This window comes from Alteromonas sp. 76-1 (assembly GCF_900654235.1).
GTDB classification, from domain to species: Bacteria; Pseudomonadota; Gammaproteobacteria; order Enterobacterales; family Alteromonadaceae; genus Alteromonas; species Alteromonas naphthalenivorans.
This window is the reverse complement of sequence record NZ_LR136958.1, coordinates 1,344,815-1,370,164: the sequence shown is the minus strand read 5'-3', so window position 1 is coordinate 1,370,164 and position 25,350 is coordinate 1,344,815. Positions and strand designations below refer to the sequence as shown.

Below are 25,350 nucleotides of genomic sequence, written 5' to 3'. Positions count from 1 at the left end.
CTTGTTTACTCGGTTTGGTTGTCTGTTGAGCATATACGCCCTCTACGTGACTAGCGCAGGCTGCTAACACAAGGCAAATACTCGCCTTGCGCGCACTGTTATAGCTACGCACTACTACACGAGAAAAATTGATCGAACGCAAAAGATGCAAGATGAGAAATCGTACTTATTATATATTTTATTATATTGTCACAATAGTTTAGCTTATGCCAAGTAATGCATTTGCATTGGTGTTTAGCGTTGAGCCACTAACCTTGAGTCACTAACCTAGACTCATTGCCTTTATTCATCAACTGCGAATTATCTGCGAATAAGCCATACACCAGCGCTACACCGGCCTTAAACTATCCTCGAGAAACCGAAAGCTGAATACTAGTATCGGATACTTTTTCGTATTCAATATTAAAGCTGTTTTTAAGCGCCGCTAGCAAGCCATCAATGTCGCCCACTTTAAAGTAGCCTGCAACACGGCGGCTTTTAAGCGACTCGTCAGAAATCTGAAAATGTACTTGTGTATATCTACCAATTTCAGCAAGCACAGCTTCTAAGCGCTCACCTTTAAACACAATCATACCTTGCTGCCATGCTAAGTCGTCGTCGATATCGTTTTGCGATAAACTTTCACGGGCATCAACATCGCCTTTAACGGTGGCTTTTTCACCCGCAAACATAAGCAGGCCTTCACCTTCAACGGGCGCTTTAGAAAACAATGACTGATTACTACTGAATGCACTAAATCTGTCTTTAACTAATACCTTTCCATCGGTTACCACTAATTCGAAAGCGTTATCGTCAACATATTGCATGTTAAACGCTGTACCCACTGCGGTAACCGTATTATTACCTGCGGTTACGGTAAAAGGTCGCGTAGTATCGTGCGCCACTTCAAAATGCGCTTCGCCTTTTAGCAATACAATGTTTCGCACATCGTCAGAAAAATCGACGGTAACCCGTGAGTTTGTGTTTAGCAATAAAGTAGAACCATCAGCGAGCACGAGATTTCTTTGCTCACCAATACCGGTTTCAATTTTTTCAGACACATGCGCCACTACATCTGGCTCTTCAAGCCAAATACGGTCAACTACAACAGCTACCGCAATAGCCATAACTAAAAACGCTGCGGCCACGCTCATACGTGCTTGCGTAACTACTCGCTTGTGGCGCTTATGAGCTTTAGTTTCGGTTTTATTCTGATGATGAGGAAACAAGCCACTTAATTCATTAAGTACAGACATGTCGTCCCACAAGTTTGCGGCTTCCATCAGCGCCTTGCGATGATTTGGACTCTCGGCAAGCCACTCATCTAACTGTGCCTTTTCGTCTTCGCTAAGTTCGCGATCGAGACGGCTTACCCATAAGCAGGCTTGCTCTTGGATATCTTCTTTGCTGGAAAACTGACGAATATTGTTCATGTTAACTACGGCTTATGTCCTGAGTCGCATTACAAGATGAGCGCACGGGCGCGTCATCTTTAGATAGCTCGGCTAAATATTTCGAGCACAACATTAATCCTTTAGCGACATGCTTTTCTACCGTACTCTCGCTTAACCCAATGAGTTCTGCGATGTCTTTTTGGCGCATGCCATATACTTTTTTAAGTAGAAAAACCCGCTTAACATCCGCAGACAAAGTATCTGTCGCTCGGCAAAAGTGGATGAAGCGTTCCTTACTTTCTACATTTTTTTCTAAGCTATAACCCACCAGTTCGTGGGGTAAAATATCCATGTCATCAATAGGCTGGTTATTTTTATTTTCAGCTCTGGCAACATGGTTTAATGCTAGATTACGTGCTGTTTTCAGCATGTATGTGCGTTCAAAGCGAATCTCTTGATTCATCTCAGCTTCATAGCTTTTTATAAATGCTTCTTGAACGATGTCTTCTATATCGTCGGCACCCACAATAGTACTTACCGCACGCATTAGCTTTGCGCGATATTTTAAGAAGGATTCGGTGACTGTCGACTTTCTGGTCATATTAAATTTTGCAGGTGTTTCAAATTGCTTACAGTTATTTAACCATCATGCCAATTTATTGGTCTGCTTGCACGATGAAATCTTATATTTTTAGCATTTAGAGAAATAAAAGGAGGCGAACGCCTCCTTTTACCTGGTTTCCGTTTTTAGAAAGTGTAAACACCTCTCAGGTAGTAGAAACCGCCATTGATGCCGATGGGAGACGTAGTCGGATACAATGAACCTGCAATACCTGCATACTGCGTATTTTCGTCTGGGTACTCATCAAACGCGTTTTTCGCACCCACGGTTACAGTTAGCTCTTCGGTGAAGTTATAAGCCATTTCCAAATCAACCGTAATTTCAGACCCTACCTTATCGATAGGCAATGCTGAATCTAGGTGATCTTCATAAATGCTACCGAAATAGTTAAGACGAGCTAGGAAGCGCCAGTCACCATTCGTATGATTAGCTGTCGCACTGTAGCGTACTGCTGGAAGGTTATCTTCCAACATGCGGATACGTTCAGCTGAAATATTCTCAGATGCTCTATCTACCTCAGTAGACGTCCAGTTGTACGCAAGTGAGAACTTGGTTTCACCTTCGAACATTTCCATGCTGTAGTTTGCTACAACATCAAGACCTTCTGTTGTGGTATCGAAGTCATTAGTGAAGAAACTAATTTCAGTGAAGCTAGACGCATCACTGATGCCTTGATCAAGCAAAATTGCAATATCTTCATCAGTAAGCGCAATACCAGAAGCAGTACTGATACGATCCGTCAATTCGATATTGTAGTAATCAGCAGTAACGAACAAACCGTTATCAAAGTCTGCCACTACACCAAACGTAATACTTTCAGATTCTTCTGGAGTAAGCTGCTCACCACCTTTAAGCTGTGATACAGGATCGGTAGGAGGAAGCGTAGCACGGTCGATAAGCTTGCCATCAGTACCAAATGCTGTGGTTACGTTACGTACGTTGCTTTGACCCAATGTAGGTGCTTTAAAGCCGGTTGAGAAAGCACCACGGAATGCGATGTTTTCAAGCGCTTGCCAGCGGAACGCCACTTTACCTTTAGTGGTATCACCAAAGTCTGAGTAATCTTCGTAACGAATAGCACCCGCTAACATAAAGGTCTCAGTGATGTACGCTTCTGCATCTACGTAGAACGCGATGTTATGACGCGATACTAAGCCTTGGCTGTTTGCCGCTAAACCAGGGAAACCGTTTGAACCAATACCAAAACCTTGTGACGCTAGAGGACCAATTTCATAAGATGCAGTATCTCCGGCAAAACTCTCGTAGCTTTCATGACGGTATTGGAAACCACTTGCTACGAATAACGGCTCATAAAGGCCAATCTCGAATGGCTTAGTGAAATCTACGTCAAGAGTTTGCTCTGATTGCGTATAACGACCTGGGCTAAATTCAAATGGTGTATCGGGACCAAGTGATGGGTTGATGGTGTTGCTGATAACAAAATCAACTTCGTTTTCACCTAAGTTCAAACTTACGTCATAAGTGATGTCGTTCGCTAATTCACCACGGGTTCCGAATACCAATGACATATCGGTAACCGTTCCACCGAAACGCGGTGTGAATCCACCTGGTAAAATTTCGTTGAACGCAAAGCAATCGGGGTTATTAGCCACTTCATTGATGTAGCGTTCGTTAGTTAATACGTTGTCGCCAGGCATAATATCGGTAGGACAGTTACCTGAAAGGTCATCAGTTAAATCACCTACCAACAAAGCGCCATCATCAGCTGCGTAAACTCCCTCACGAGTGTGCGGGTTACGATAGTAGAAACCACCTTCCACTTCACGCTCAGCGAAGTTACCGAACATATAAGCTTCTGCGGTATCACTTAGCTCTAACCCTAAGTTTGCGAAAAGTTTATAGTCGTGCTTAATTTCAGGTGAACCCCAAATTTGTGCAGGATCGGCAACAAAGGTATTTCCAGCAGCTACTAGGCCTGCTGCATCATCACGCTGAACACTTCGAGAAGTATCATCGGCAGTACGGTATTCTGCAGAAAGGTTAATGAAACCTTTATCAGATAACGGCATACCAATATTACCAGACAGCTGAATCATGTCGCCGTCACCTTCATAATACGAGCCGTAGCGTGCTTCAAATGAGCCGCCTTCCGACGCATCGTTTAATACGAAGTTAATAACACCGGCAATGGCGTCTGAACCATACTGCGCCGCAGCGCCGTCACGTAACACTTCAATTTGCTTTAATGCCGCTGCTGGAATAACCGAGATATCTGGGCCTTGTGCACCATCAGACAAGCCACCACCTAAAAATGTGATTACCGCAGAACGGTGACGTCGCTTACCGTTTACTAGCACAAGGGTGTGATCTGATGCCATACCACGAAGGTTAGCAGGACGAACTAGGGTAGATGCATCATTAATAGGTTGGTCGTTAACGTTAAACGACGGAACAACCGTTTGCATCATAGAGACAACATCGGTGGCACCCTGATTTTTAAACTCTTCATCAGAAATAATATCGATAGGTACCGCAGATTCAGCGACAGAACGTGGAGCCGCGCGTGAACCTACAATGGCGATTTGTTCATAATCTTCTGCGCTCGCTTCTGCTGCATCGGCCGCCTCTTGGGCGTGCACTGGCGCAATGGCCATAACAGAAAATGCCGCTGACGCAGCAAGTACGCCTCGAACGTGTTTGGTCAATAAAGACAAAGATGTATTCATAGTGGTTTCCCGGGATTTTCCCCCTGTCACCTCTACGCTTTCATGAACGTAATAAGTGCAGCGAGTGATAGTTATTTTATACCTTTAACGCTGACCATATACTTGTCAGCACCCACGTTTTATAAGATGTAAACTCTTATAAAACAAACGTTTTTGGACAAAATAATTATTTATTTTCAAACCATAGAGGATTTTGTTTTCTGGTCTGTCTATTAGTATTTACGGGAATTGAAAGTGGTGTATTTTTGCGGGGTTTTAATCAAAAAAGCCGGCTAATTGCCGGCTTTCTAATCTTATTCTTCAGTCTTGTTTTTCTCTGCCGTTTCTTTAATTAACGGCTGCAATTCGTTTTGTTGAAACATTTCCATGATAATGTCACAACCACCAACTAACTCGCCGTCTACCCATAATTGCGGGAAAGTTGGCCAGTTCGCATACTTTGGTAGTTCAGCGCGAATATCTGGGTTTTGCAAAATGTCTACATACGCAAACGGTTCACCACAGCCCATTAGTGCTTGTGATGCTTGTGAAGAAAAACCACAACTTGGCAGTTTAGGAGAACCCTTCATATATAAAAGAATAGGGTTTTCTTCAATTTGTTGCTTAATTCTGTCTACGGTGGATTGAGTTTCAGTGTTATCCATCAGGTCCTCTCAGCGGAAAAGTTATTCCCTATAAGTGGGAATGAGCGTGTAGAATTCAAGGGTAATATTATCATAGTTTCTTTCAGGGGTTTATACTCACCGCATCTGAAAGGGGTATTTATATAACCTGTGGTGCCCAAGGCAATTGAGGATAGCATTAATCTCATATAGCGTAGTCGCATTGGTAAGATGAAAGTGATCTTATATCTAATGCTGATATTACTTACTATCAGTACTCTAGTTTCTATCGTTTGCAAAGTAGCTGCTACGCAGCATAATCTAGCATTCACGATATAGGGATTTGAAAGGCAATTATTATAACTAGACATGAATTTGGAATTTTCATAAATTTGTCATTGAGTTATACAAATTTGCCCCTACATCTACAGCATGCTTTTGCTATTATAAAATAAGCATCTTAGATAAAGTATTTATACAGGCTCGTTGAACAGGCATTGCGAGCTTAAATTAACGTTGTTTAAAAAACATTAAACCAACATGGAGACCGATATGGCTTTTGAATTACCAGCATTACCATACGAAAAAAATGCACTTGAACCGCATATTTCTTCTGAAACGCTGGACTATCACTACGGCAAGCATCACGCTACTTACGTAACTAAATTAAACGGTTTAGTTGAAGGTACTGATTTGGAAAGCAAAAGCCTAGAAGAGATCATCAAGTCTTCTGAAGGTGGCGTTTTCAACAATGCAGCACAAGTTTGGAACCACACGTTCTACTGGAACTGCTTAAGCCCGAATGGTGGCGGCGAACCTACTGGTGCGCTAGCTGAAGCAATTAATGCAAAATGGGGCTCATTCGCTGACTTCCAAGCTGCATTCAACGACAAAGCAGTGAACAACTTTGGTTCTAGCTGGACTTGGTTAGTTAAAGCAGCTGACGGTTCTTTAGACATCGTGAATACAAGTAACGCCGAAACACCAATTTCTGGTGATGAGCTTACACCTGTATTGACTGTTGACCTTTGGGAACATGCTTACTACATCGATTACCGTAACGTGCGTCCTAAGTACCTAGAAAACTTCTGGGCACTTGCTAACTGGGAATTTGCTAGCGCGAACTTCGCGTAATCGTTTTCAGAAAATTTCAAAAACCCGCCTAGGCGGGTTTTTTTATGCCCATTATTTAATAATATACAGAAAATAATATACAGACTTTTAAGTAATACTAATGGGTGTATCTGACTCTATTTTAACGAAAAAATTCCATTTTTCGTTAGACCAATCATTGCTCATCTATACAAAAGTTTACTATGATTTTTGTTTCCTATTTCTAAATACCGACTAAGCTGAAATTACGGGCAACCGTTTTTTAAGAGGTATTTATGGGTATTTTCGAACATTACCAAAACCGATACGAAGAACGAAAGCAGGAAGAGTTTACCATTGAGGAGTTCCTTGAGATTTGCAAGGAAGACACAGCAGCTTATGCAAATGCTGCTGAACGATTGCTAAGTGCCATTGGCGAGCCTCAAATGATAGACACCGCGACGGACCCCGCACTGAGTCGCATATTTTCAAACCGCGTGATTTCTCGCTACCCCGCATTTGATGAATTTTATGGTATGGAAGAAGCTATTGAGCAAATAGTCTCTTACCTGAAACATGCCGCGCAGGGGTTAGAAGAAAAGAAACAAATCCTCTATTTACTGGGCCCTGTAGGGGGCGGTAAGTCGTCGTTGGCTGAGCGATTAAAAGAGCTTATGCAACATGTGCCGATTTACACCATTAAAGGCTCGCCGGTAAATGACCACCCTTTTTGCTTGTTTGACGCCAAAGAAGATGGCCATTTACTTGAGCAAGAATATGGCATTCCAAAACGCTACTTAAAAACCATCATGTCGCCATGGGCTCGCAAGCGCTTGCACGAATACAATGGTGACATTACCCAGTTCAAAGTTGTGCGTGTCTACCCTTCTGTGCTTGATCAGGTAGGTATTGCGAAAACTGAACCTGGCGATGAAAACAACCAAGATATTTCAGCTTTGGTAGGTAAAGTAGATATTCGGCGCTTAGAACAATACGCACAGAACGATCCAGATGCTTACAGCTATTCGGGCTCACTGTGTAAGGCGAACCAAGGGTTGATGGAATTTGTGGAAATGTTTAAGGCACCGATTAAAGTGCTACATCCACTACTTACTGCCACCCAAGAAGGTAACTATAATCCTACCGAAGGCTTTTCAGCATTACCTTTCGATGGGCTGATTTTAGCCCACTCAAATGAGTCAGAATGGCAAACCTTCAGAAACAACAAGAATAATGAAGCCTTTTTAGACCGCGTTTACATTGTCAAAGTACCCTACTGTTTGCGAGTAAGTGAAGAGATTCATATCTACCGTAAACTGCTAGATAGCAGTGAACTTAAAGGGGCACCGTGCGCACCAGATACCTTAGAATGCTTAGCGCAGTTCACTGTGCTATCTCGATTAAAAGAACCTGAAAACTCGAGTTTGTTCTCAAAAATGCGGGTTTATGATGGGGAAAGCTTGAAAGACACCGATCCTAAAGCGAAGTCATATCAAGAATACCGCGACTATGCCGGCGTAGATGAAGGCATGGAAGGATTGTCAACTCGCTTTGCCTTCAAAATACTATCTCGTGTGTTTAACTTTGATCATCAAGAAGTGGCTGCCAACCCTGTGCATTTGTTCTATGTGCTTGAAAGGCAGATTGAACGTGAACAATTTCCACCAGATTTAAGTGAGCAATATTTAGAGTTCTTAAAAGGCTATCTGATACCAAAATACGTTGAATTTATTGGTAAAGAAATTCAGACCGCGTATTTGGAATCTTACTCAGAATACGGTCAGAATCTTTTCGACCGCTATGTCACCTATGCAGACTTTTGGATCCAAGACCAGGAGTATCGTGACCCAGAAACCGGTCAACTTTTTGACCGCGCGTCACTAAATGCTGAACTTGAGAAAACCGAAAAGCCCGCGGGAATTAGCAACCCTAAAGACTTCCGCAATGAGATAGTGAATTTCGTACTTCGTGCAAGGGCCAACAATGGTGGTAAAAACCCATCGTGGACGAGTTATGAAAAATTACGCACTGTGATTGAAAAGAAAATGTTTTCCAACACGGAAGATTTGCTGCCAGTTATTTCGTTTAATACAAAAGGGTCGGCCGACGAGCAGAAAAAGCATGACGACTTTGTAAATCGAATGACGGAAAAAGGCTATACACAAAAGCAAGTCAGACTATTGTGTGAGTGGTATTTACGAGTTCGTAAAGCCTCATAATGGGCTATTTACTCGTGGTTCACCCTATGACAAGCAGGTGGTTATGGCGCATTTCATCGACCGAAGACTTAATAGTAAAGGCAAAAGCACGGTAAACAGACAGCGCTTTATTAAACGCTACAAACAACAGATAAAGCGTGCTGTTACCGATGCAGTCGGCAAACGTTCTGTTACCGACCTAGACTCGGGCGAGCAGGTAAGCATTCCTACTCGCGATATTTCTGAACCTGTATTTCATACCGGAAAAGGGGGCAAGCGAGATATTGTCCACCCCGGTAATGACCAATTCATTGCAGGCGATAAAATTGACCGCCCGCCAGGTGGCGCGGGTCAAGGTTCTGGTGAAGGGGAAGCGGGTAATAGCGGCGACGGAGAAGATGAATTCGTTTTCTCCATCTCGAAAGACGAATATTTAGATATCTTGTTCGACGACTTGGCGCTGCCTAATTTAAAGAAAAATCAGTTTGATAAAGTGATTCAACATGAAACCTATCGTGCTGGGTATCAAACTGACGGTGTGCCGAGTAACTTAGACATTGTTCGTTCTCTTAAAGGATCGGTGGCAAGACGAATTGCGTTAACCGGTTCTACTCGAAAGCGTATCAGAGAGTTAGAAGAACAGTTAGCCATACTGATGACTGCGCCTACTAACAATGCACTAGCCATTGAAGAAATTGAAAAAGAACTCGCACTACTTAAAGCCAAAGTGGCTAAAGTCCCTTTTATCGACACCTTCGATTTACGTTTTAAAAACTACGACAAGCGCCCTATCCCTACCAGCAAAGCGGTGATGTTTTGCTTAATGGATGTTTCAGGCTCTATGGATCAAGCGACCAAAGATGTAGCAAAACGCTTTTATATTCTACTGTATTTGTTTTTAACCCGTACCTACGAGAATGTAGAGGTGGTGTATATCAGGCATCATACTCAAGCGAAAGAAGTCGACGAACAGGCGTTTTTTTACTCTCAAGAAACCGGCGGTACGATAGTCTCAAGCGCACTAAAGCTCATGGATGAAATCGTGCGAGAACGGTTTAGCGATGGCAATTGGAATATCTACGCGGCCCAAGCATCCGATGGCGATAACTGGGCCGATGATTCGCCTTTATGTAGCTCACTTTTAGTTAATAACCTATTACCCGCCACCCGCTACTTTGCCTATATTGAAATAACCGAACGCCAACACCAAACCCTTTGGCGAGAATACGAAAAGGTCAGTCAATCTTTCGAGAATATAGTATGTAAACACATTCAAACGCCGGATGATATTTACCCTGTATTCAGAGAAATATTTAAGCGTACTGAGCAGTTTAGTGCGCAAGGAGGTTAGCCCATGTCTTTAAGTGCAGCGCGTCAAAAACATAAATTAGATGACGGCCCAGATTGGACGTTTTCATTACTCACCGAGTATGAAACAGAAATAGACCGCATTGCTAAAGATTTTAAGCTAGACACCTACCCTAACCAAATTGAAGTTATTACCGCTGAACAAATGATGGATGCGTACGCCAGCATAGGTATGCCACTAAACTATACGCATTGGTCGTTTGGTAAAAAGTTTATTCAAACCGAACAACAGTACCGCAGGGGCCAAATGGGCTTGGCCTATGAAATTGTGATTAATTCTGACCCTTGCATAGCGTACTTAATGGAAGAAAATACCATTACTATGCAAGCGTTGGTAATGGCGCATGCCTGCTATGGCCACAACTCTTTCTTTAAAGGTAACTACCTTTTTCAAACTTGGACAGATGCCAGTTCCATTATCGACTATTTGGTATTTGCCAAGAAGTACATTTCTAAATGTGAGCAAAAACATGGTGTAGAAGAAGTTGAGAACATTCTTGATTCTTGTCACGCGTTAATGAATTACGGTGTGGACCGATATAAAAGACCACAAAAAATATCGCTTCAGGAAGAGAAAACCCGTCAAGAAGAGCGTGCTCAGTATTTACAGTCACAAGTCAATGAGCTGTGGCGAACCTTGCCAAACAACCCTAAAAGTAAAGACACAAACACCTTGCGCTTTCCATCCGAGCCACAAGAAAACTTACTGTATTTCATTGAAAAAAATGCCCCTTTATTAGAGCCGTGGCAGCGTGAGCTCGTCCGTATAGTACGAAAAGTATCTCAGTATTTTTACCCACAAAAACAAACCCAAGTGATGAACGAGGGGTGGGCCTGTTTTTGGCACTACCACATTCTAAATAAAATGTACGACGAGGGATTAGTCAGCGATCGCTTCATGATGGAGTTTTTGCACAGTCATTCCAGCGTAGTGATGCAGCCCGATTACAACAGCCCATACTATTCTGGTATTAACCCTTATGCGTTAGGGTTCTCGATGTTCATGGATATCAAACGGGTGTGTCAGTCTCCCACCAAAGAAGACTATGAATACTTGCCAACTATCGCTGGTAAAGATTGGCTTGAAACTGTGCATTTCGCCATGCACAACTTTAAGGATGAAAGCTTTATTAGTCAGTTTTTATCACCCAAGCTAATGCGAGATTTTAAATTATTTGCGTTAGAGGACGACGCGAGCAATTCCTATGTAAGCGTCAGCGCTATCCATGATGAAAACGGCTATCGAACTATTAGAGAAAAGCTATCCGCCCAATATAATTTGAGTAATTTGGAGCCTAATATTCAGGTATATAACGTTGATGTAAGGGGCGATCGGTCTTTAACCCTTCGCTACGTTCCTCAACATGGGATTCCGTTAGGAAACTCCAAAGGTGAGGTTATGCGTCATCTTCATAGATTGTGGAAGTTTGATGTAAGACTTGAGCAAGAAAACAATGCAGGGCTTCCTACCCTACTTGCCGAGTGCCGTACCAGTAAGTAAGTGTCCTTTGCGTTTGCAGTTATTCAGGGCACTTCCTTAAATGCACGCTTTTAATTGCACACAGAAAGCGCCTGACTCAATATCGCAGTGACAGAGGAATGTCAGACATTCAGTGTTTTGATCGTTTGATTTGGTCTTGGCTCTTCAAGAAAGCCATTTTCAGAGGCGAAGAGAAACGCATCATCGATACTTAGCACATGAAAGCTGACGTAGTCTTTGGCTCGCTCGGGTAACATTTTAGCCAGTTGATATCGTTTGACGGGGTTAGTTTGGTATACATAAAACGTTGCTTTAACACCCTTTTCGTAACACCATATTCCGTATTCGGTAAACTTGTCCATGGCATCAAATGTGGTCAAATCCCACTTATCCAACAACACGATATGCAGCCAGCGCTTGTTGAATCTAGATGAGACTTCTTGCTTAACATCGGCAATATAGCTATTTGATATTTCGGTAGACCATTGACCATCTAATTCACTAATAAGTGTAGAGCCCACAATCTCAATGCTGTAAGCGGCATGGGGAAACTTCTTACTACACACCACAGAGCGTGAATTCATGCAAACACTCCTCAATTAATATAATGAGAATGCTAACGTCAACGCATGTAAATCAATATTAAGTAGAGATACTGCTAACTATTACAGCATGACGCCTTTTATTTTTCATTCTAGTATCACTTCACGTTTAATTCAGTATAGCTAGTTATCGTAACTAAAGTAGGTTTTGGCATCAGCTTTAATAAAACAAACAGAACAAGCAAGAGTCCTTCTACATAAGTTGCTTACGCTTACAGAAAAACAAGGAAGCCGCCCCTATCGCCGAGAACACCGCTGCGGTGGCAAAGGTTTCGTACGCGTTGGCTCCTTGGTCCCATTGCTGCCCTGCCATATAGTTACCGAACGCACCACCGAACCCAAATGCCACGCTAATATAAATGGCTTGGCCTCGGCTGTGAAATGCAGGTGGTAAAAATTGATGAATGAAGTGCACAGACACCGCATGGGTTAACCCGAAGCTGAGTGCATGGATAACTTGGCTGAGTAATATCACCGCCATGCTATCGGCAGCAGATGCTAATGCATACCAACGCAGTGCTGTTAATAACAAGCTGGCGAACAACAGATTCCACACGCCAAACCGTGCAGTTAAACGGCTAGCAATAAGAAAAATACCTACTTCTACCAGTACGCCTAGGGCGATAAATAAACCAGTTTGTTGGCCGCTGTAACCAAGGTCGCGCATATATAACGCGAAAAAGCCGTAATAGGCCCCAAAACTAATTTGTAAACATATAGAAGCAAAGATGAAAACTACAAAGGGGCGCTGTTTGGCGTACTGCCAAATGCTGCCTACGGCAGTGTGTTTCTCGGCACTGGCTTTAGGCGCTTGAATGAATAACGTGGTCACGAACAACAGCAATAACACGCCCACACTCGCTATTACTGGCGTTTCAGTAGAAAAGCTATCTAAGGCTTTACCTACACCTACCGTTAAGCATATAAAGCCAATGCTCCCCCACAACCTTATAAGCCCGTAGCTGGCCTTAGTGCCTTCTACTGACTTCATGGTGATAACCTCTAATTGAGGTAGTACCGCCGTCCAAAACATCATCATTAAGCCGAAAGAAAGGGTGAGCCCCCAAAACCCTTCGAACAAGAATACGGAACAGAAAGTTGCCACGGTAAGAAAACTACCCAGCCTTAACACGCTCACCGCATTGCCTTTTCTATCAGCAATGCCCGCCCACAATCCAGGCCCTAAAATACGCGCGAGGGTTATCACTGCGAAGAGCTCCCCTATTTCAGCAGAGCTAAAACCACGACCATCAAGAAATATTCCCAAATAAGGGACCAAAACACCCAACTGACCGAAATATAGCCAATAGGTTAACGCGAGAACAATGAGTGATTTATGGTTAGCAAAGGGCAATTTAGCGAATGGCACTGCACAACTCCGTATGCGATAGCGCCCCAGGTAACGTTACCTGGGGCGTATGAAGGGGATAAGCTGGATGGTGTATTATACTGACGCGCTGTTTTCTTATCGCTTAGTTAGCGCTTATTCAGCTTTACCTGCCTGACCTGCCTGACCTGCAATAGGTACGGTAGTCGATACCACTGAAGCGTTTTGTGCACGGTGACGCAAGTAGTGATCCATCAATACAATGGCCATCATCGCTTCAGCAATGGGGACAGCGCGAATACCCACACAAGGGTCGTGACGACCTTTGGTGATGATTTCGATTTCTTCACCCTGCTTGTTGATGGTTTTACCTGGCACTGAAATGCTAGATGTTGGTTTAAGTGCCATATGCACTTCAAGATCTTGTCCTGTTGAAATACCGCCTAATACGCCACCCGCATGGTTTGATTGGAAACCTTCAGGTGAAAGCGTATCACGGTGCTCACTGCCTTTTTGGTTAATAACCTCAAAACCGTCGCCAATCTCTACGCCTTTAACCGCATTAATGCCCATCATAGCGTGCGCAATATCGGCATCTAATCTATCGAATACTGGCTCGCCCAAACCCACTGGAACATTTTTAACCACGACTGAAACTTTAGCACCAATGCTATCGCCAGATTTCTTTAGCTCACGCATGTATTCATCGAGCGCTTCGAGTTTGCTTTCATCAGGGCAGAAAAAAGGATTGGTATTCGTCACCGCATGGTCAACGTTTTCAACGCTAATAGGCCCTAATTGAGAAAGGTAGCCATGTACTTCAACGCCATGCACTTCTTTCAAATACTTTTTGGCAATACCACCCGCAGCAACACGTACCGCAGTTTCACGGGCAGACGAGCGGCCCCCACCACGATAATCACGTGAACCATACTTTTGATCGTAGGTGTAATCTGCATGACCTGGACGGAAACGGTCGGCAATATTTGAGTAGTCTTGGCTACGTTGATCTTTGTTTTTAATCAACAAACCAATACTGGTACCCGTCGTTTTTCCTTCAAACACGCCAGACAAAATTTGCACTTCATCATCTTCACGACGGGCGGTGGTATAACGGGATGTACCAGGCTTACGTCTGTCTAAATCGCCCTGTAAATCAGCTTCACTTAACGTGAGGCCAGGAGGGCAACCATCAACAACACCGCCAATGGCGATACCGTGGCTTTCTCCAAATGTGGTAACGGTGAAGAGTTTTCCAAAGCTGTTGCCTGACATAATCGAGAATTAATCCTTGCTGTTAAAATAGTTTTTTAATGTTGAGTTGTTCACGGCAAATATCCCCTGCCCGCCATTTTCAAAGCTAAGCCAAATGACTTCAAGGCCCGGGAAACGAGTGTCCATATGCACTTCGCTGTTACCCACTTCAATGAACAACCAGCCGTTATCGGTTAAATATTGTGGTGCTTCACGCAGCATAATATCCACAAGTTCTAACCCGTCGTCTCCGGCTGCTAATGCAAGCTCTGGCTCGTGATGATATTCATCAGGTAAGTCGGCCATGTCTTCAGCATCAACATAAGGTGGGTTTGATACAATTAAATCGTATTTCTGCCCGGTTAAATTAGTAAATAAATCAGAATGAATAGGGTAAACACGGTGACTTAATTGGTGCTCTTGAATATTAATATCGGCCACTTCAAGGGCATCTTCACTTATATCTACCGCATCAACCTGTGAGTCGGGGTACGCATGCGCAAGCGCAATAGCAATACAGCCACCACCGGTACACATATCTAAAATATGCGACGGTGCTTCTTTAACGAAGGGCTCAAAGTTATTTTGAATCAGTTCTGCAAACGGAGAGCGAGGGATAAGCACGCGCTCATCAACGTAAAATGGCATGCCGCAAAACCAAGCTTCGTTGGTAATGTAAGGCAGAGGCATACGGGTTTGAACTCGTTTTAAAACAAGCTCAGCAATTTTTTCGCGCTCACTTTTTGTGAGTCTTGACGACAACATGCTGTCGCCAACATGCTCAGATAACAAATGCGGCAAGTGTAGCGCTTGCATGGTAAGGCTTAATGCTTCATCCCAAGCGTTATCGGTACCATGACCAAAATAGAGGGCGGCGTCGTTAAATCGACTGGTAGCCCACCGAATCATATCAAGTATGCTGTGTAAATCTTCGATGGCTTCTTCTAAGTAAAACTTGTCGGTCATAAGAGCTTGGGTACATCAGGAATATGAAAGCTGGTATCATACCCAAAGATAACGCCTGCGCCCACGTTAATTTGCATATCGGTTCATAATGAAAGCATTTAAAAAAGAACTAAAAGCCATGAAAAAAGGCACTGAGAAGCCAAAAGTGATTGAAGATACCTTCTCATTTGCTGATGCAGTGCAAGGTGTAAAGCCCATGGAGCAGGACAAGATTGTTCCGAATAAGAAAGTTGCCCTGGAAAAGAAAAAGCAATTAGCAGGGGTTAAACACCTAAAAGGCAGTAAGCAGGTAGCGGCGAGTTTTAGCTTTTCCGATATGTACCAAGCCGTACTTCCGCAAGAAGGTCCCATGCGATATTGCCGAGAAGGCGTGCCAACACATGTACTAAAACAGCTTAGACGAGGAGACTATTCCCCTGAGTTTCTGCTGGATTTGCACGGTATGACCCGAGAAATGGCAAAAACCGAAATAGCCTCATTAATTTATACCGCCAGAAAAGAGTCGGTAGATTGTGTTTCTATTATGCACGGGTTTGGACAGGGCGTTTTAAAAAATGCACTCCCCCATTACTTAATACAGCATCCTCACGTGAATGCTTTCCACCAAGCGCCACTTGAATACGGCGGACAAGCGGCATTGCTGGTGTTGCTAGATGTGCCCACGCCAGAATATAAGCGATAGTGAACCTAGTTATCGTTACTGAGTTCTTGACCTAACATTTACCTAATTCATGTCAACGCCGCGTCTTACAGGCAAAACAATTTTTACTTATCAAGTTCTGCACTGTTGTGCATAAATAGGTATGTATAAAACACACCCATTCCAATAATAATACTAATACCTAAAAGCGAGCCCCATACAACAGGGTCTGAAATCATACTTAGTAACATAGTGTTTCTCCTCACATGGTTAATAAGGTAATGATAGCGATTTCTTAGCGAAGGTTTGTGATCTGGATCAAGTCTGAAATACGGTAAATGGAAGGGATGTAGAGAAGTTGATCGAGATCAATGTATAAATAAATTGAAAATAACTTAAAATGGCATTGCAAATCATTCTCATTTGCAATACATTGTACGTGCCTGTTCGACGTAGGTTAAAAACGGTCTTGGCTTAGCGTCGTAAGGGGAACAGACGCCCGTCTGTTCCCCTCTTTTTTTGCCTGCTACTTTGTCGTTTTATCAATAATAAAACGCACACATAACCCCTTATCTTTTCGGTTTTGAATTACTAAGTGGCCATTATGCGCATCGGTTATTTCTCGGCATAGTGCTAGCCCTAATCCACTCCCATTAGCTTTAGTGGAATAAAAAGGAACCAGCGCATTCGTCATCACGCTATCCGTCATGCCTTTTCCGCTATCGAGTACTTCAATAATAACTTGAGAAGCCGTTTGTTTAATGACGAGCTCCACATCCTGTGGGTGTCCTCCCGACTCATGGGCATTTTTAAGTAAGTTAATTAATAGCTGCTCTAATTGGACTGCATCGGCTTTTACTTCAACAGCCTCTTGCATGGTTAACTTAAAGTCACATTGATTGCTGAGTTGCGCCGTTATTTTATCCCAATCAATTGTTGCTAAAACTGGTGGAGGCAATTTTGCAAATCTTCCATACCCTTGAACAAATTGGTTTAAATGGGCGATACGTTCTTCAATAGTGTGGAACACACGCACCAGACGGGCATCACCATTTTGTTGGCCTACAATTTGGCCGCTATGCAATAAGCTTGAAATAGGCCCCAAGGAATTATTGAGCTCGTGACTAATTACTCTTATTACCTTTTTCCACACCGACACTTCTTGTCGGTTAAGCTCCCGCGTCATTTGCTTAAGGATATACAGTCGGTGAGTTTGGTTATTTAATAAGAATGTTCCTGTGGACATATGCCATGTTTGAATGCCGCTAGCCCCGTGAGGCAAAGTAAATAGCCCTTCTCGATTTTCTAGCAAAACATCTTTTAGCGTGTCTGGTTTATTGTTAAGTAAAGTGCCGAGGGTGTAACCTTCCAAGCTTCTGGTACCCGAGCTGCTAGCACCCAACTTATTCGTACCAGCGCCATTTTCCTCAGAGTCAGTATCCTCCTTCCTAGTTGTTGGGTGGAAGAACTCGCAGGCTTGGCGGTTACTTAGCACCACATGCATCTGATCGTTCACTAGTAGTAAAACGTCAGGTGAACTATGCAGCACTTTATCTAGCATTAGCTCTCGTTGATACAACCACTGTTTTTCTCGGCGAAGGGTTTCTGCGGTATCGTTATAAAGCTGGAATAAGGTTTTAAACTCGTCGTTTGTTTTACAAGCCAGTGTTGACGAAAACTCACCGTCTTTAAAATTGAGCAAACCTATTTTAAGCGCCTCTAATTGTTTGTTTATTTGCGCCGTACAGACTTTCACTGCAAGTGCACACAAACATAAAGACGCTAGGACAAGCAAAGCTTTTTGAACAACCGACAGGTCGCTTACATACAACATAGGCGCCATGCCTATTGCTGTGGCACAAAGCGCCGCGACCAGAAGCTTATTTTTAATTAACCTCACGATTTATAATCAATTCCATATTTATCTAGCCGGCGGTAAAGCGCTTGTCTGGATAACCCTAAGTACCTTGCCACTTTAGATATTGTGCCGTTAAATTCTGTAAGCGCCGCCTCAATCTCTGATTTGCTCGGCTCTTTTCCGCCTCTTTGCTCTGTATTCATCTCACCGCTAATAGAGGATAAACCGAAGTCATCGGCATCCAGCGTACCATCTGGATGCAATATGCTGACTCGTCGGCACACATTTTCAAGCTCACGCACATTTCCTGGCCACGCGTAGGCTTGTAGTGCCTGCTTCCCCGTGAGGCTAATGTCTCGACCTGGTAAAAAGTGCTTTGCCAAGGCCAACACATCATCTCCTCGCTCATTAAGGGGTGGCACATTAATTTCGATAACATTTAAACGATAAAACAAATCCTCGCGAAATGCGCCGTTTGCGATGTCGCGAGTTAAATCAGAATTGGTGGCCGATATTATCCTTACGTCTGTTTTTTGTGTTTTCACCGACCCTAGCTTTTCAAATTCACCGGTTTGCAATACGCGCAATAATTTGACCTGGCCTGACAGCGGCAAATTGCCGATTTCATCTAAAAACAAGGTGCCTTGGTGGGCGGCTTCAAAACGGCCAATTCGCGTTTTGTTAGCGCTGGTAAACGCGCCTATTTCTGCGCCAAAGAGCTCAGCTTCAATAAGCTCTTGAGGAAGGGCGCCCGCATTTACCTTCACAAATGCCGACTGATTAAGGGGTGATTGAGATTGAATGAGTTCAGCAATCTTTTCCTTTCCACTTCCATTTGGCCCAGTAATAAGTACCGGTACATCAGATTTAGCCACCTGCACCGACATATCTACTACCCGCTGCATGGCTGCACTTTCGTACACTAACCCAATACTTACGGCTGCCTGGCGGGTATTGTCAAAATTTACCGCTTGTTGCTTCAACATTTTATTTTGGCTGGCGGCCTGCCCTAGCGCCACGAGGTTTTTGATGGTGGTAATAAGCTTACTATCATCCCACGGCTTTGGAATGTAGTCAGCTGCGCCTGCTTTCACCAACTCTACCGCTTGTTCTAGCTCTGTCCACGCCGTGATGAGAATAATGGGTAATAGCGGATTTAGCTCACGAAGTGCGAAGAAGAGCTCGCGCCCTTCCTCGCCAGAGGTCGTATCTGCACTAAAATTCATATCTTGCAACACTAGCCCGATAGCTTGGTAATTGACTATCTGCAGCGCCGCTTTTGGTGTGGTGGCTGTCACCACATCGTAACCATGAATTTCTAGCAATAGTGATAACGCCTCTAATACGGCGGCGTTATCATCAACAATTAACACTTTGGTCATGTCTACACTTCTTAAATACGACTTATATACTGCGAGTAGCAATACTGGGTGAAATATTAGCGGCTCGCATAGCAGGAAAAATAACAGCCAGTAGGCTCATTACAAAAATGAACACGGCAGTACCCAAAATGAATTCCGGTTCTAATGATGAAATAGAGTAGGATTTCATCATTACATCACCTAAAACCACTGCCGCTATTCCCCCTATCACTAAACCCGCTATACAGACCAAGGTATTTTCAACTAAAAAATACCTTACGATAGCAGACTTTCTTGCCCCTAACGCTCGGCGGGTGCCAATTTGTTTTGTGCGTTTGCTAATGTTGAATTGCGTAAGCCCGAATATGCCAAGTGCAGTCACCAGTAGAAGAATAACAACAAGTACAATCAACATACGCATCATGAGCACATCGGTGGCGTCATAGTTTTCTTTGGTTTTATCTAGCCCATCCACATTAATAATGACCCGCTTATCGTAAACGTCCAACATATTCTGTTCAATATTCGCCATGATGTTAGCTCGTTCAGTTTTATCCGTACGAACTAGAATATGTTGATAATTTTGGACATCCATAAACGGCACAATAGCAGTGGTTTTATCTCGCATACCATTAGGCCAAGGGCTTTTCATTGTTCCCACTATTCCGATAATTTCAAGGGGTCTATTTTTAAGATAAACCGTTTCTCCCAGCGCCCCACCATCGGAAAATAATGCTTCGGCAAGGGCTTGAGAGACAATAATTGTGTTGGGGCCGTTACCGGTGAAATCATTACCAACAATAACCTCTTCTGGCCGAAAGTTTCGCCCTTCAAGCAGTTTTATACCGAAGGTATTTAAACCATGTTCGTCCATATAATAATAAGGCACGCTGATGGATTTAGACTGTTCAGGAGAAGGTTTTAATGCCACGGATGAAGAAGACCCTCCGCCTGATAAGGGTATCGCTTGAATTAAACTGGCGTCAATTACGCCAGGAAGGCTTCGAATCATTGTTTCATCGAGTTCGGCTTGTTGGCTGAGGGAGCGGTCTGTCCCGAATGTCATAACCGACAAGCTAAAGATTTCCTTCTCTGGAAACCCTGTATCTTCACGAAGATACGAAACATGATCATTAATCATAAATGCAGCATTGCTAACAATCGCCATGGTAAGCGCTATTTGAAGTAACAGAAGCACGGCGCCAATTTTGGAACGGCGTATTGCATTGAAGATAGGTTTAATGTCTAACATAGCCTGCTCCTTATTGGCTTTTTAAGTAGATAGCGGGTTGTGTTCTGCACACCAACCAAGCTGGGTATAATCCGGCCAAGAAACTGGCCACAAGGGCGATAATTGGCGCAGCGAGTAACATTGAGACATCCATAGTTGCTAGGGCATCATAATAGCTGTTGGTCACCCGAATTCCCCATAACCCAATTTGCGCAATCACAATTCCTAACAAGCCACCGGCTAGCCCAATCACCGACACTTCAACAATATGCTGGGCAAATATATGACGTTTACTGGCACCGAGTGCCCTCCGGACACCCACCTCTGGCGCCCGCTTTAAAAACTTCGCCAGCAGCAACCCTAAAATGTTGGACACACACACTAATAGAAACATAAAACTCAGCCCCACCAGAATACGATTGTCTTCAGATACCACTGAGTTGTACTCCAGCCATTCCGTCACGTTTCGAAGCTTGTATTCTAACGTTTCTCGATTGAAGCGGCCTTTTTCTCTTTGATCTTCCATGTAAGTCATAAGAAAATTGGCGAATTGTTGCTTCTCTGCTTCCGTATTCAGCTGTACCCAAAATTGAATCCACACATGTTCTGAATGCATTAAATCTTGATAGTTCTTAAGCGCTTCATGCTTCCAGCCATTTAAGTTCCCCCACGTGGTAATTTCTTCCAGCGCGCCAATAGCGAAAGGAATATAGAGCTGTTCAGAGGAGTTAAACGCGCCGTTGTTCACGTCGTAATACTTCACATGATGTTCCCAATTGGCTGAGACACCCACAATTCGGTAACTGTTATTATCAAGGTAAATATGTTGGCCAACCGAGTCTTTACCTGCAAATAAACGGTTGTTGATTTTTTCTGAAATCACCACTACATATTCATGGGTGTCTTGTGAGTGTAAAGACCAAGGTGCGCCATAAATAAAAGGTCGGTCGAAGATAGAAAAAAACTCTCTATTCACCAATCGCGCAGGCTCCATGCTAGGTTTAACGTCGGGCGAATTTAGGTGTACAGAGAAGCCACTTCTAAAACTTGGTGACTTGGGTACTGAAATGTCTGCGTTGTACAGATTAACGGCATCCTGATACGTAAGTTGATATGGCAGGTTGTCAGATGAATGCCACTCATGGCCATCGTCCATAATATTTAGCTGAGGATAATAAATCGCGCTGCTTTTGTGGGGAATGGGGTCCATCGACATCATGTGATAAACCGACAGGCTGGTCATAGTAAGCCCTATACCAATGGCAATGGCAAACACCATTAAAAAGCTAATGACGGGCGTGCGTTTTATGCTTCGCCAACTTAAATCAATATAGTGGAGAAACATATTACACTCCTGACGCAACAACGGTTTTATTGTCGCGGCTGGCTGTTAAAGACGGCTTACCCTGATATAAGGTAAAGTCGGCTAACTGCCCATCTACGACTTGAATATTCCGAGGCGCTCGGCGCGCTAATTCGGCATCATGGGTTACCATTACAATTGTTGCGCCATTTCTGTTTATTTCTTCAAGTAATTCCATAACTTGGCGCGCCATAAGGCTGTCCAGATTTCCCGTAGGCTCATCGGCAAGTAAGAAGCGAGGTTTACCCGCCAGAGCACGTGCTATAGCAACACGCTGCTGTTGCCCGCCAGATAACTGTTGTGGTAAATGTTTAGCTCGGCTGGCTAAACCAACTTGCTCTAAACATTGTTCAATTCTTACTTTACGCTCTTTTGCGGCAATGCCCCGATAACGTAATGGCACTTCGACATTTTCATATAAATTCAAATCAGGTATTAGATTAAAACCCTGAAATATATAGCCAATTTTTTGGTTTCTTAAGTCGGCAGTTTCATTATCTGACAATCGACCGATATCAACCCCATCTAAGGTATATTGGCCTGATGTGAACGGTTCCAGCAAACCAGCAATGTTTAAAAATGTTGTTTTCCCAGAGCCAGATGGCCCTGTTACCGCAATAAACTCTCCTTCATTTACGGTTAGCGAAAAATCTCTTAGTGCATGAGTTTGTACGCTGTTCGTTTGATATATTTTGCTTACGTTGTTCATGGTTAACATTGCTATTTATCCTTTTTATTAGCGCAGTAGTACTGTAGACGCTTGATTAAACTGTTCGTAATTTGAAACTATTATTTGATCACCCTCTTCCAGGCCGCTGAGAATTTCGACTTCTCGGATGCTGGTTGCGCCAATCTGAATGTCTATTCGCTCGGCCAGATCACCGGTAACTAAATAGGCCGTTGCGCCTCCTGCTTGAAGAAAACTCCCACGCTCTACCTTGAGTACATCACTTTTGTTCTCTAACAATATTCGTGCTGACACCTGCTGATTTTGACGAATTGATTGCACGCTGTTTTCAGGGAAGCGTACCCTTGCAATAACTTGCCTATCGACAACTTCTGGAGATATTGAAGCCAGTGTGCCAATCACTTTTTGGACACCCACTTTTAATTCAACACTCATCCCTAACCCCAACTCATTTGCGTAGCTTTCAGCAACATTTAGCTCAGCTTCATAAGCCGTTAAATCTACCAATTTCATTAATGGCTCATTTTTGGCCACAAGCGCATTTGGCTGAATCAGTACATTTCCCACGACACCAGAAACGCTGGCTTTAATAGTTAAATCGGCAAGTTGGCGGGTTAGGTCATCAACAACTAGAGCTTGCCTGGCGACCTTCTCTTTCGTGGTCTTAAGCTCAAAGGCTAATGTATCTGTTGCTAATTCAATTTCACTAATGGCGTGCTTATAAGTCACTTGTGCTTTGGCTAAATTATCTAGCGCCTCTTCTAAATCTATCTGGCTTATGAGGTGATCTTTAATTGACAATTTTGCTCTTTTTTCTTCTCGCTGGGCAGCAACCAATTCTACGTTAGCAATATCAGCTTGTTTGTTTAATAACAGTGCCTGTCTACGTACATCAAGTTCTTGCCTAGCAAGATCACTTTCCAAGCTTGCTAGCGCTGATTGCTCTTGCTTCATAGTATTTTGCAATTCAGGAGAATCGACTATTGCTACAATATCCCCTTTTTCTACCGAGTCACCGGGCTTTACTTTTAAAAGTACATAGCCCTGCTCAGGGCTATACAACTGTGGGGCATTTGAAGCGATTATTCTGCCAGTGGTGACGATATCCCTAATCAGTTCGCCTTTTGTTACTACGCTGAATTTTAGCGAATCACGACTGCTAGATAGACCGGCGGTGGAGCTAGAAAAAAGAAAAAAATATCCGAAGACACCCACTATTAAAAGTATAGCTAAGACACCCACCCATTTTTTTCGCGACGGCTGCGTTACAACAACGGTATCCTGACTACTAGTATCCTGAATCATAAGACATCCTCGTGACTTACTGACTCGAAATTAGCGAGCAACACTACAATAATAAAAATAAAAATAGGCAGGCTGATAAAGTGAAAAAGCAACATATTCATCTAGTTTCTGTTAGGAGTGTAAACTAGTACTACGAATAACGTGCCAAAAGTTAACTATATGATTAATAGAAATTTAATTAATTAAACGGTTATTGAAGTGTCCGAACGGACACTTTTTTCTGTCCGGTTTTACTGTGCGGACGGGTTGGTTAAATTTGGTGTTTAATATCAGAAAAATTAGTGAGGTTACTAAATAAAAAACAGGCATTAACTCCCCCTCAGTACTTATTGATTTGAATTGCATAAGTTGGGATAGCGAATTCAAGTTCAGCAGGCTAATTGATGGCTCAATCCAGTTTTTCGTTTTACCAGTGCCAAGCTTATCTTACTGGAGAAGTTACTCTCAATAGAGCTTACAACGGCAGACCAATCCGTTTGTGTTAAACCAGTACGGGATAAAATAGGCTCGCAATTTCGCGGGATCGCTCCTTTGGTGTTACTTCTTAGCTGTCTACCAGTTTGATCCACTAACTGTAAATAATCATTCAACCGAAAAGGTAAGCCTTTTACCTTACTATCTTTTGAATCACCAATAAATGGAAGTAACTCTTGGGGTTGTTTATTCTTTTTCGCCTTTGCTATACGACGCTTCACACTGGTATACATTGCCTTTTCAGGTGTATTCACATTACTAGCTCTAATAGGGTTTAAGTCAACATAGGCCATACAGGCCAATAACGCTGATTCATCTAGTAAAGCCTGAGACTTAAACCGCCCTTCCCAAAAGCGCCCTGTGCATTCATCCTCTTTGTTTGCTTTTCTCGCAATAAACTCATTAAGAAGCCGCATGAACCAACTGATATCGTATAAACGCTTTCTATACATCTCCACACAAGATAGTACCGTTTTCACTTGCGCTTCTGAGAGGCTAGGCCTTTGTTCTTTATTCATAAATTGACGAGTAAGCAAAGTTCCATTGTGAAGCGTATGCCACCGACTCAGTACTTCCTCAGGGCTCATTGCAAGCGCATGTCCCTTATCAACACGCAATACAGTATGAGTATGGTTGCTCATTACTGCATAAGCGCAAACGTCGATTGCAAAAACACTTGCGAGCTTAAGCAGACGATTCTCAACCCATTGCCTTCTGTGCTCGTAGCTTCTGCCACTAAACTTGTCTTCCCCGCATAGAAATGCTCTTCGAACACAACGAGAAACGCAATGATAGTAAGGTGTTTCATCTAAACATATTAATGACTTACGAGGACGCGGCATGCTTAAATTTTGGTGTG

Annotated in this window: 21 protein-coding genes; 5 read left to right on the top strand and 16 right to left on the bottom strand. The window is 43.2% G+C overall.

The window, feature by feature from the left end; translation table 11 throughout:
- Positions 1-344: 344 nt before the first annotated feature.
- The 4 genes from ALT761_RS05715 to ALT761_RS05700 form a co-directional block, all read right to left on the bottom strand.
- The gene (locus ALT761_RS05715) at positions 345-1,412 is read right to left on the bottom strand and encodes a FecR domain-containing protein (protein WP_129737233.1); all 1,068 of its coding nucleotides are present in this window, start codon (positions 1,410-1,412) and stop codon (positions 345-347) included.
- A 1-nt stretch (position 1,413) separates the two neighbouring features.
- Positions 1,414-1,974 (bottom strand): RNA polymerase sigma factor, encoded by a 561-nt coding sequence (locus tag ALT761_RS05710; RefSeq protein ID WP_129737231.1) that lies wholly within the window; start codon positions 1,972-1,974, stop codon positions 1,414-1,416.
- Positions 1,975-2,120: 146 nt separating this feature from the next.
- The gene (locus tag ALT761_RS05705) at positions 2,121-4,682 is read right to left on the bottom strand and encodes a TonB-dependent receptor plug domain-containing protein (RefSeq protein ID WP_129737229.1); all 2,562 of its coding nucleotides are present in this window, start codon (positions 4,680-4,682) and stop codon (positions 2,121-2,123) included.
- Between the two features lie 293 nt (positions 4,683-4,975).
- Complete coding sequence (locus ALT761_RS05700) at positions 4,976-5,326, bottom strand: Grx4 family monothiol glutaredoxin (protein ID WP_129737227.1); 351 nt, start codon at positions 5,324-5,326, stop codon at positions 4,976-4,978.
- A gap of 510 nt (positions 5,327-5,836) precedes the next feature.
- Between ALT761_RS05700 and sodB the strand changes: the two genes are divergently transcribed.
- From sodB to ALT761_RS05680, 4 genes are all read left to right on the top strand, one after another.
- Positions 5,837-6,418 (top strand): superoxide dismutase [Fe], encoded by a 582-nt coding sequence (sodB, locus tag ALT761_RS05695; RefSeq protein WP_129737225.1) that lies wholly within the window; start codon positions 5,837-5,839, stop codon positions 6,416-6,418.
- Between the two features lie 254 nt (positions 6,419-6,672).
- Positions 6,673-8,595, top strand: a complete 1,923-nt coding sequence (locus ALT761_RS05690) for a PrkA family serine protein kinase (protein ID WP_129737223.1) — start codon at positions 6,673-6,675, stop codon at positions 8,593-8,595.
- 43 nt (positions 8,596-8,638) lie between these two features.
- On the top strand, positions 8,639-9,925 hold the full coding sequence (locus ALT761_RS05685) for a YeaH/YhbH family protein (RefSeq protein ID WP_129740569.1): 1,287 nt from the start codon (positions 8,639-8,641) through the stop codon (positions 9,923-9,925).
- A gap of 3 nt (positions 9,926-9,928) precedes the next feature.
- Entirely contained in the window at positions 9,929-11,443 is a 1,515-nt protein-coding gene (locus ALT761_RS05680; protein ID WP_129737221.1) for a SpoVR family protein, read from the top strand.
- Between the two features lie 101 nt (positions 11,444-11,544).
- Here ALT761_RS05680 and ALT761_RS05675 read toward each other — a convergent pair whose 3' ends face one another.
- The 4 genes from ALT761_RS05675 to prmB form a co-directional block, all read right to left on the bottom strand.
- The gene (locus ALT761_RS05675) at positions 11,545-12,006 is read right to left on the bottom strand and encodes a hypothetical protein (protein ID WP_129737219.1); all 462 of its coding nucleotides are present in this window, start codon (positions 12,004-12,006) and stop codon (positions 11,545-11,547) included.
- 211 nt (positions 12,007-12,217) lie between these two features.
- Positions 12,218-13,393 (bottom strand): MFS transporter, encoded by a 1,176-nt coding sequence (locus ALT761_RS05670; protein WP_129737217.1) that lies wholly within the window; start codon positions 13,391-13,393, stop codon positions 12,218-12,220.
- Between the two features lie 114 nt (positions 13,394-13,507).
- Positions 13,508-14,626, bottom strand: a complete 1,119-nt coding sequence (gene aroC / locus ALT761_RS05665; RefSeq protein WP_129737215.1) for a chorismate synthase — start codon at positions 14,624-14,626, stop codon at positions 13,508-13,510.
- Positions 14,627-14,635: 9 nt separating this feature from the next.
- Positions 14,636-15,571 carry a 50S ribosomal protein L3 N(5)-glutamine methyltransferase gene (gene prmB, locus ALT761_RS05660; RefSeq protein ID WP_129737213.1) on the bottom strand — a complete coding sequence of 312 codons (936 nt, stop codon included), beginning with the start codon at positions 15,569-15,571 and terminating at the stop codon, positions 14,636-14,638.
- An 88-nt stretch (positions 15,572-15,659) separates the two neighbouring features.
- Here prmB and smrB point away from each other — a divergent pair, with 88 nt between their 5' ends.
- Positions 15,660-16,253 (top strand): endonuclease SmrB, encoded by a 594-nt coding sequence (gene smrB / locus ALT761_RS05655; protein ID WP_129737211.1) that lies wholly within the window; start codon positions 15,660-15,662, stop codon positions 16,251-16,253.
- A gap of 83 nt (positions 16,254-16,336) precedes the next feature.
- Here the strand turns inward: smrB and ALT761_RS05650 are convergent, their stop codons facing one another.
- From ALT761_RS05650 to ALT761_RS05615, 8 genes are all read right to left on the bottom strand, one after another.
- Positions 16,337-16,462 (bottom strand): DUF3149 domain-containing protein, encoded by a 126-nt coding sequence (locus ALT761_RS05650; RefSeq protein WP_013784987.1) that lies wholly within the window; start codon positions 16,460-16,462, stop codon positions 16,337-16,339.
- Positions 16,463-16,737: 275 nt separating this feature from the next.
- Positions 16,738-18,111 (bottom strand): sensor histidine kinase, encoded by a 1,374-nt coding sequence (locus ALT761_RS05645; protein WP_129737209.1) that lies wholly within the window; start codon positions 18,109-18,111, stop codon positions 16,738-16,740.
- Positions 18,108-19,451 carry a sigma-54-dependent transcriptional regulator gene (locus tag ALT761_RS05640; RefSeq protein ID WP_129737207.1) on the bottom strand — a complete coding sequence of 448 codons (1,344 nt, stop codon included), beginning with the start codon at positions 19,449-19,451 and terminating at the stop codon, positions 18,108-18,110. Before ALT761_RS05640 ends, ALT761_RS05645 begins: the two co-directional genes overlap by 4 nt.
- Positions 19,452-19,473: 22 nt before the next feature.
- Positions 19,474-20,682: an ABC transporter permease gene (locus ALT761_RS05635; RefSeq protein WP_129737205.1), complete on the bottom strand. Its 1,209-nt coding sequence runs from the start codon at positions 20,680-20,682 to the stop codon at positions 19,474-19,476.
- A 10-nt stretch (positions 20,683-20,692) separates the two neighbouring features.
- Positions 20,693-22,006: an ABC transporter permease gene (locus ALT761_RS05630; protein WP_129737203.1), complete on the bottom strand. Its 1,314-nt coding sequence runs from the start codon at positions 22,004-22,006 to the stop codon at positions 20,693-20,695.
- A gap of 1 nt (position 22,007) precedes the next feature.
- On the bottom strand, positions 22,008-22,742 hold the full coding sequence (locus ALT761_RS05625) for an ABC transporter ATP-binding protein (protein ID WP_129737201.1): 735 nt from the start codon (positions 22,740-22,742) through the stop codon (positions 22,008-22,010).
- A gap of 18 nt (positions 22,743-22,760) precedes the next feature.
- Positions 22,761-24,017, bottom strand: a complete 1,257-nt coding sequence (locus ALT761_RS05620; protein ID WP_129737199.1) for an efflux RND transporter periplasmic adaptor subunit — start codon at positions 24,015-24,017, stop codon at positions 22,761-22,763.
- Between the two features lie 368 nt (positions 24,018-24,385).
- Positions 24,386-25,333, bottom strand: coding sequence for a transposase (locus ALT761_RS05615; protein WP_232043541.1), 948 nt, complete (start codon positions 25,331-25,333; stop codon positions 24,386-24,388).
- Positions 25,334-25,350 lie beyond the last annotated feature (17 nt).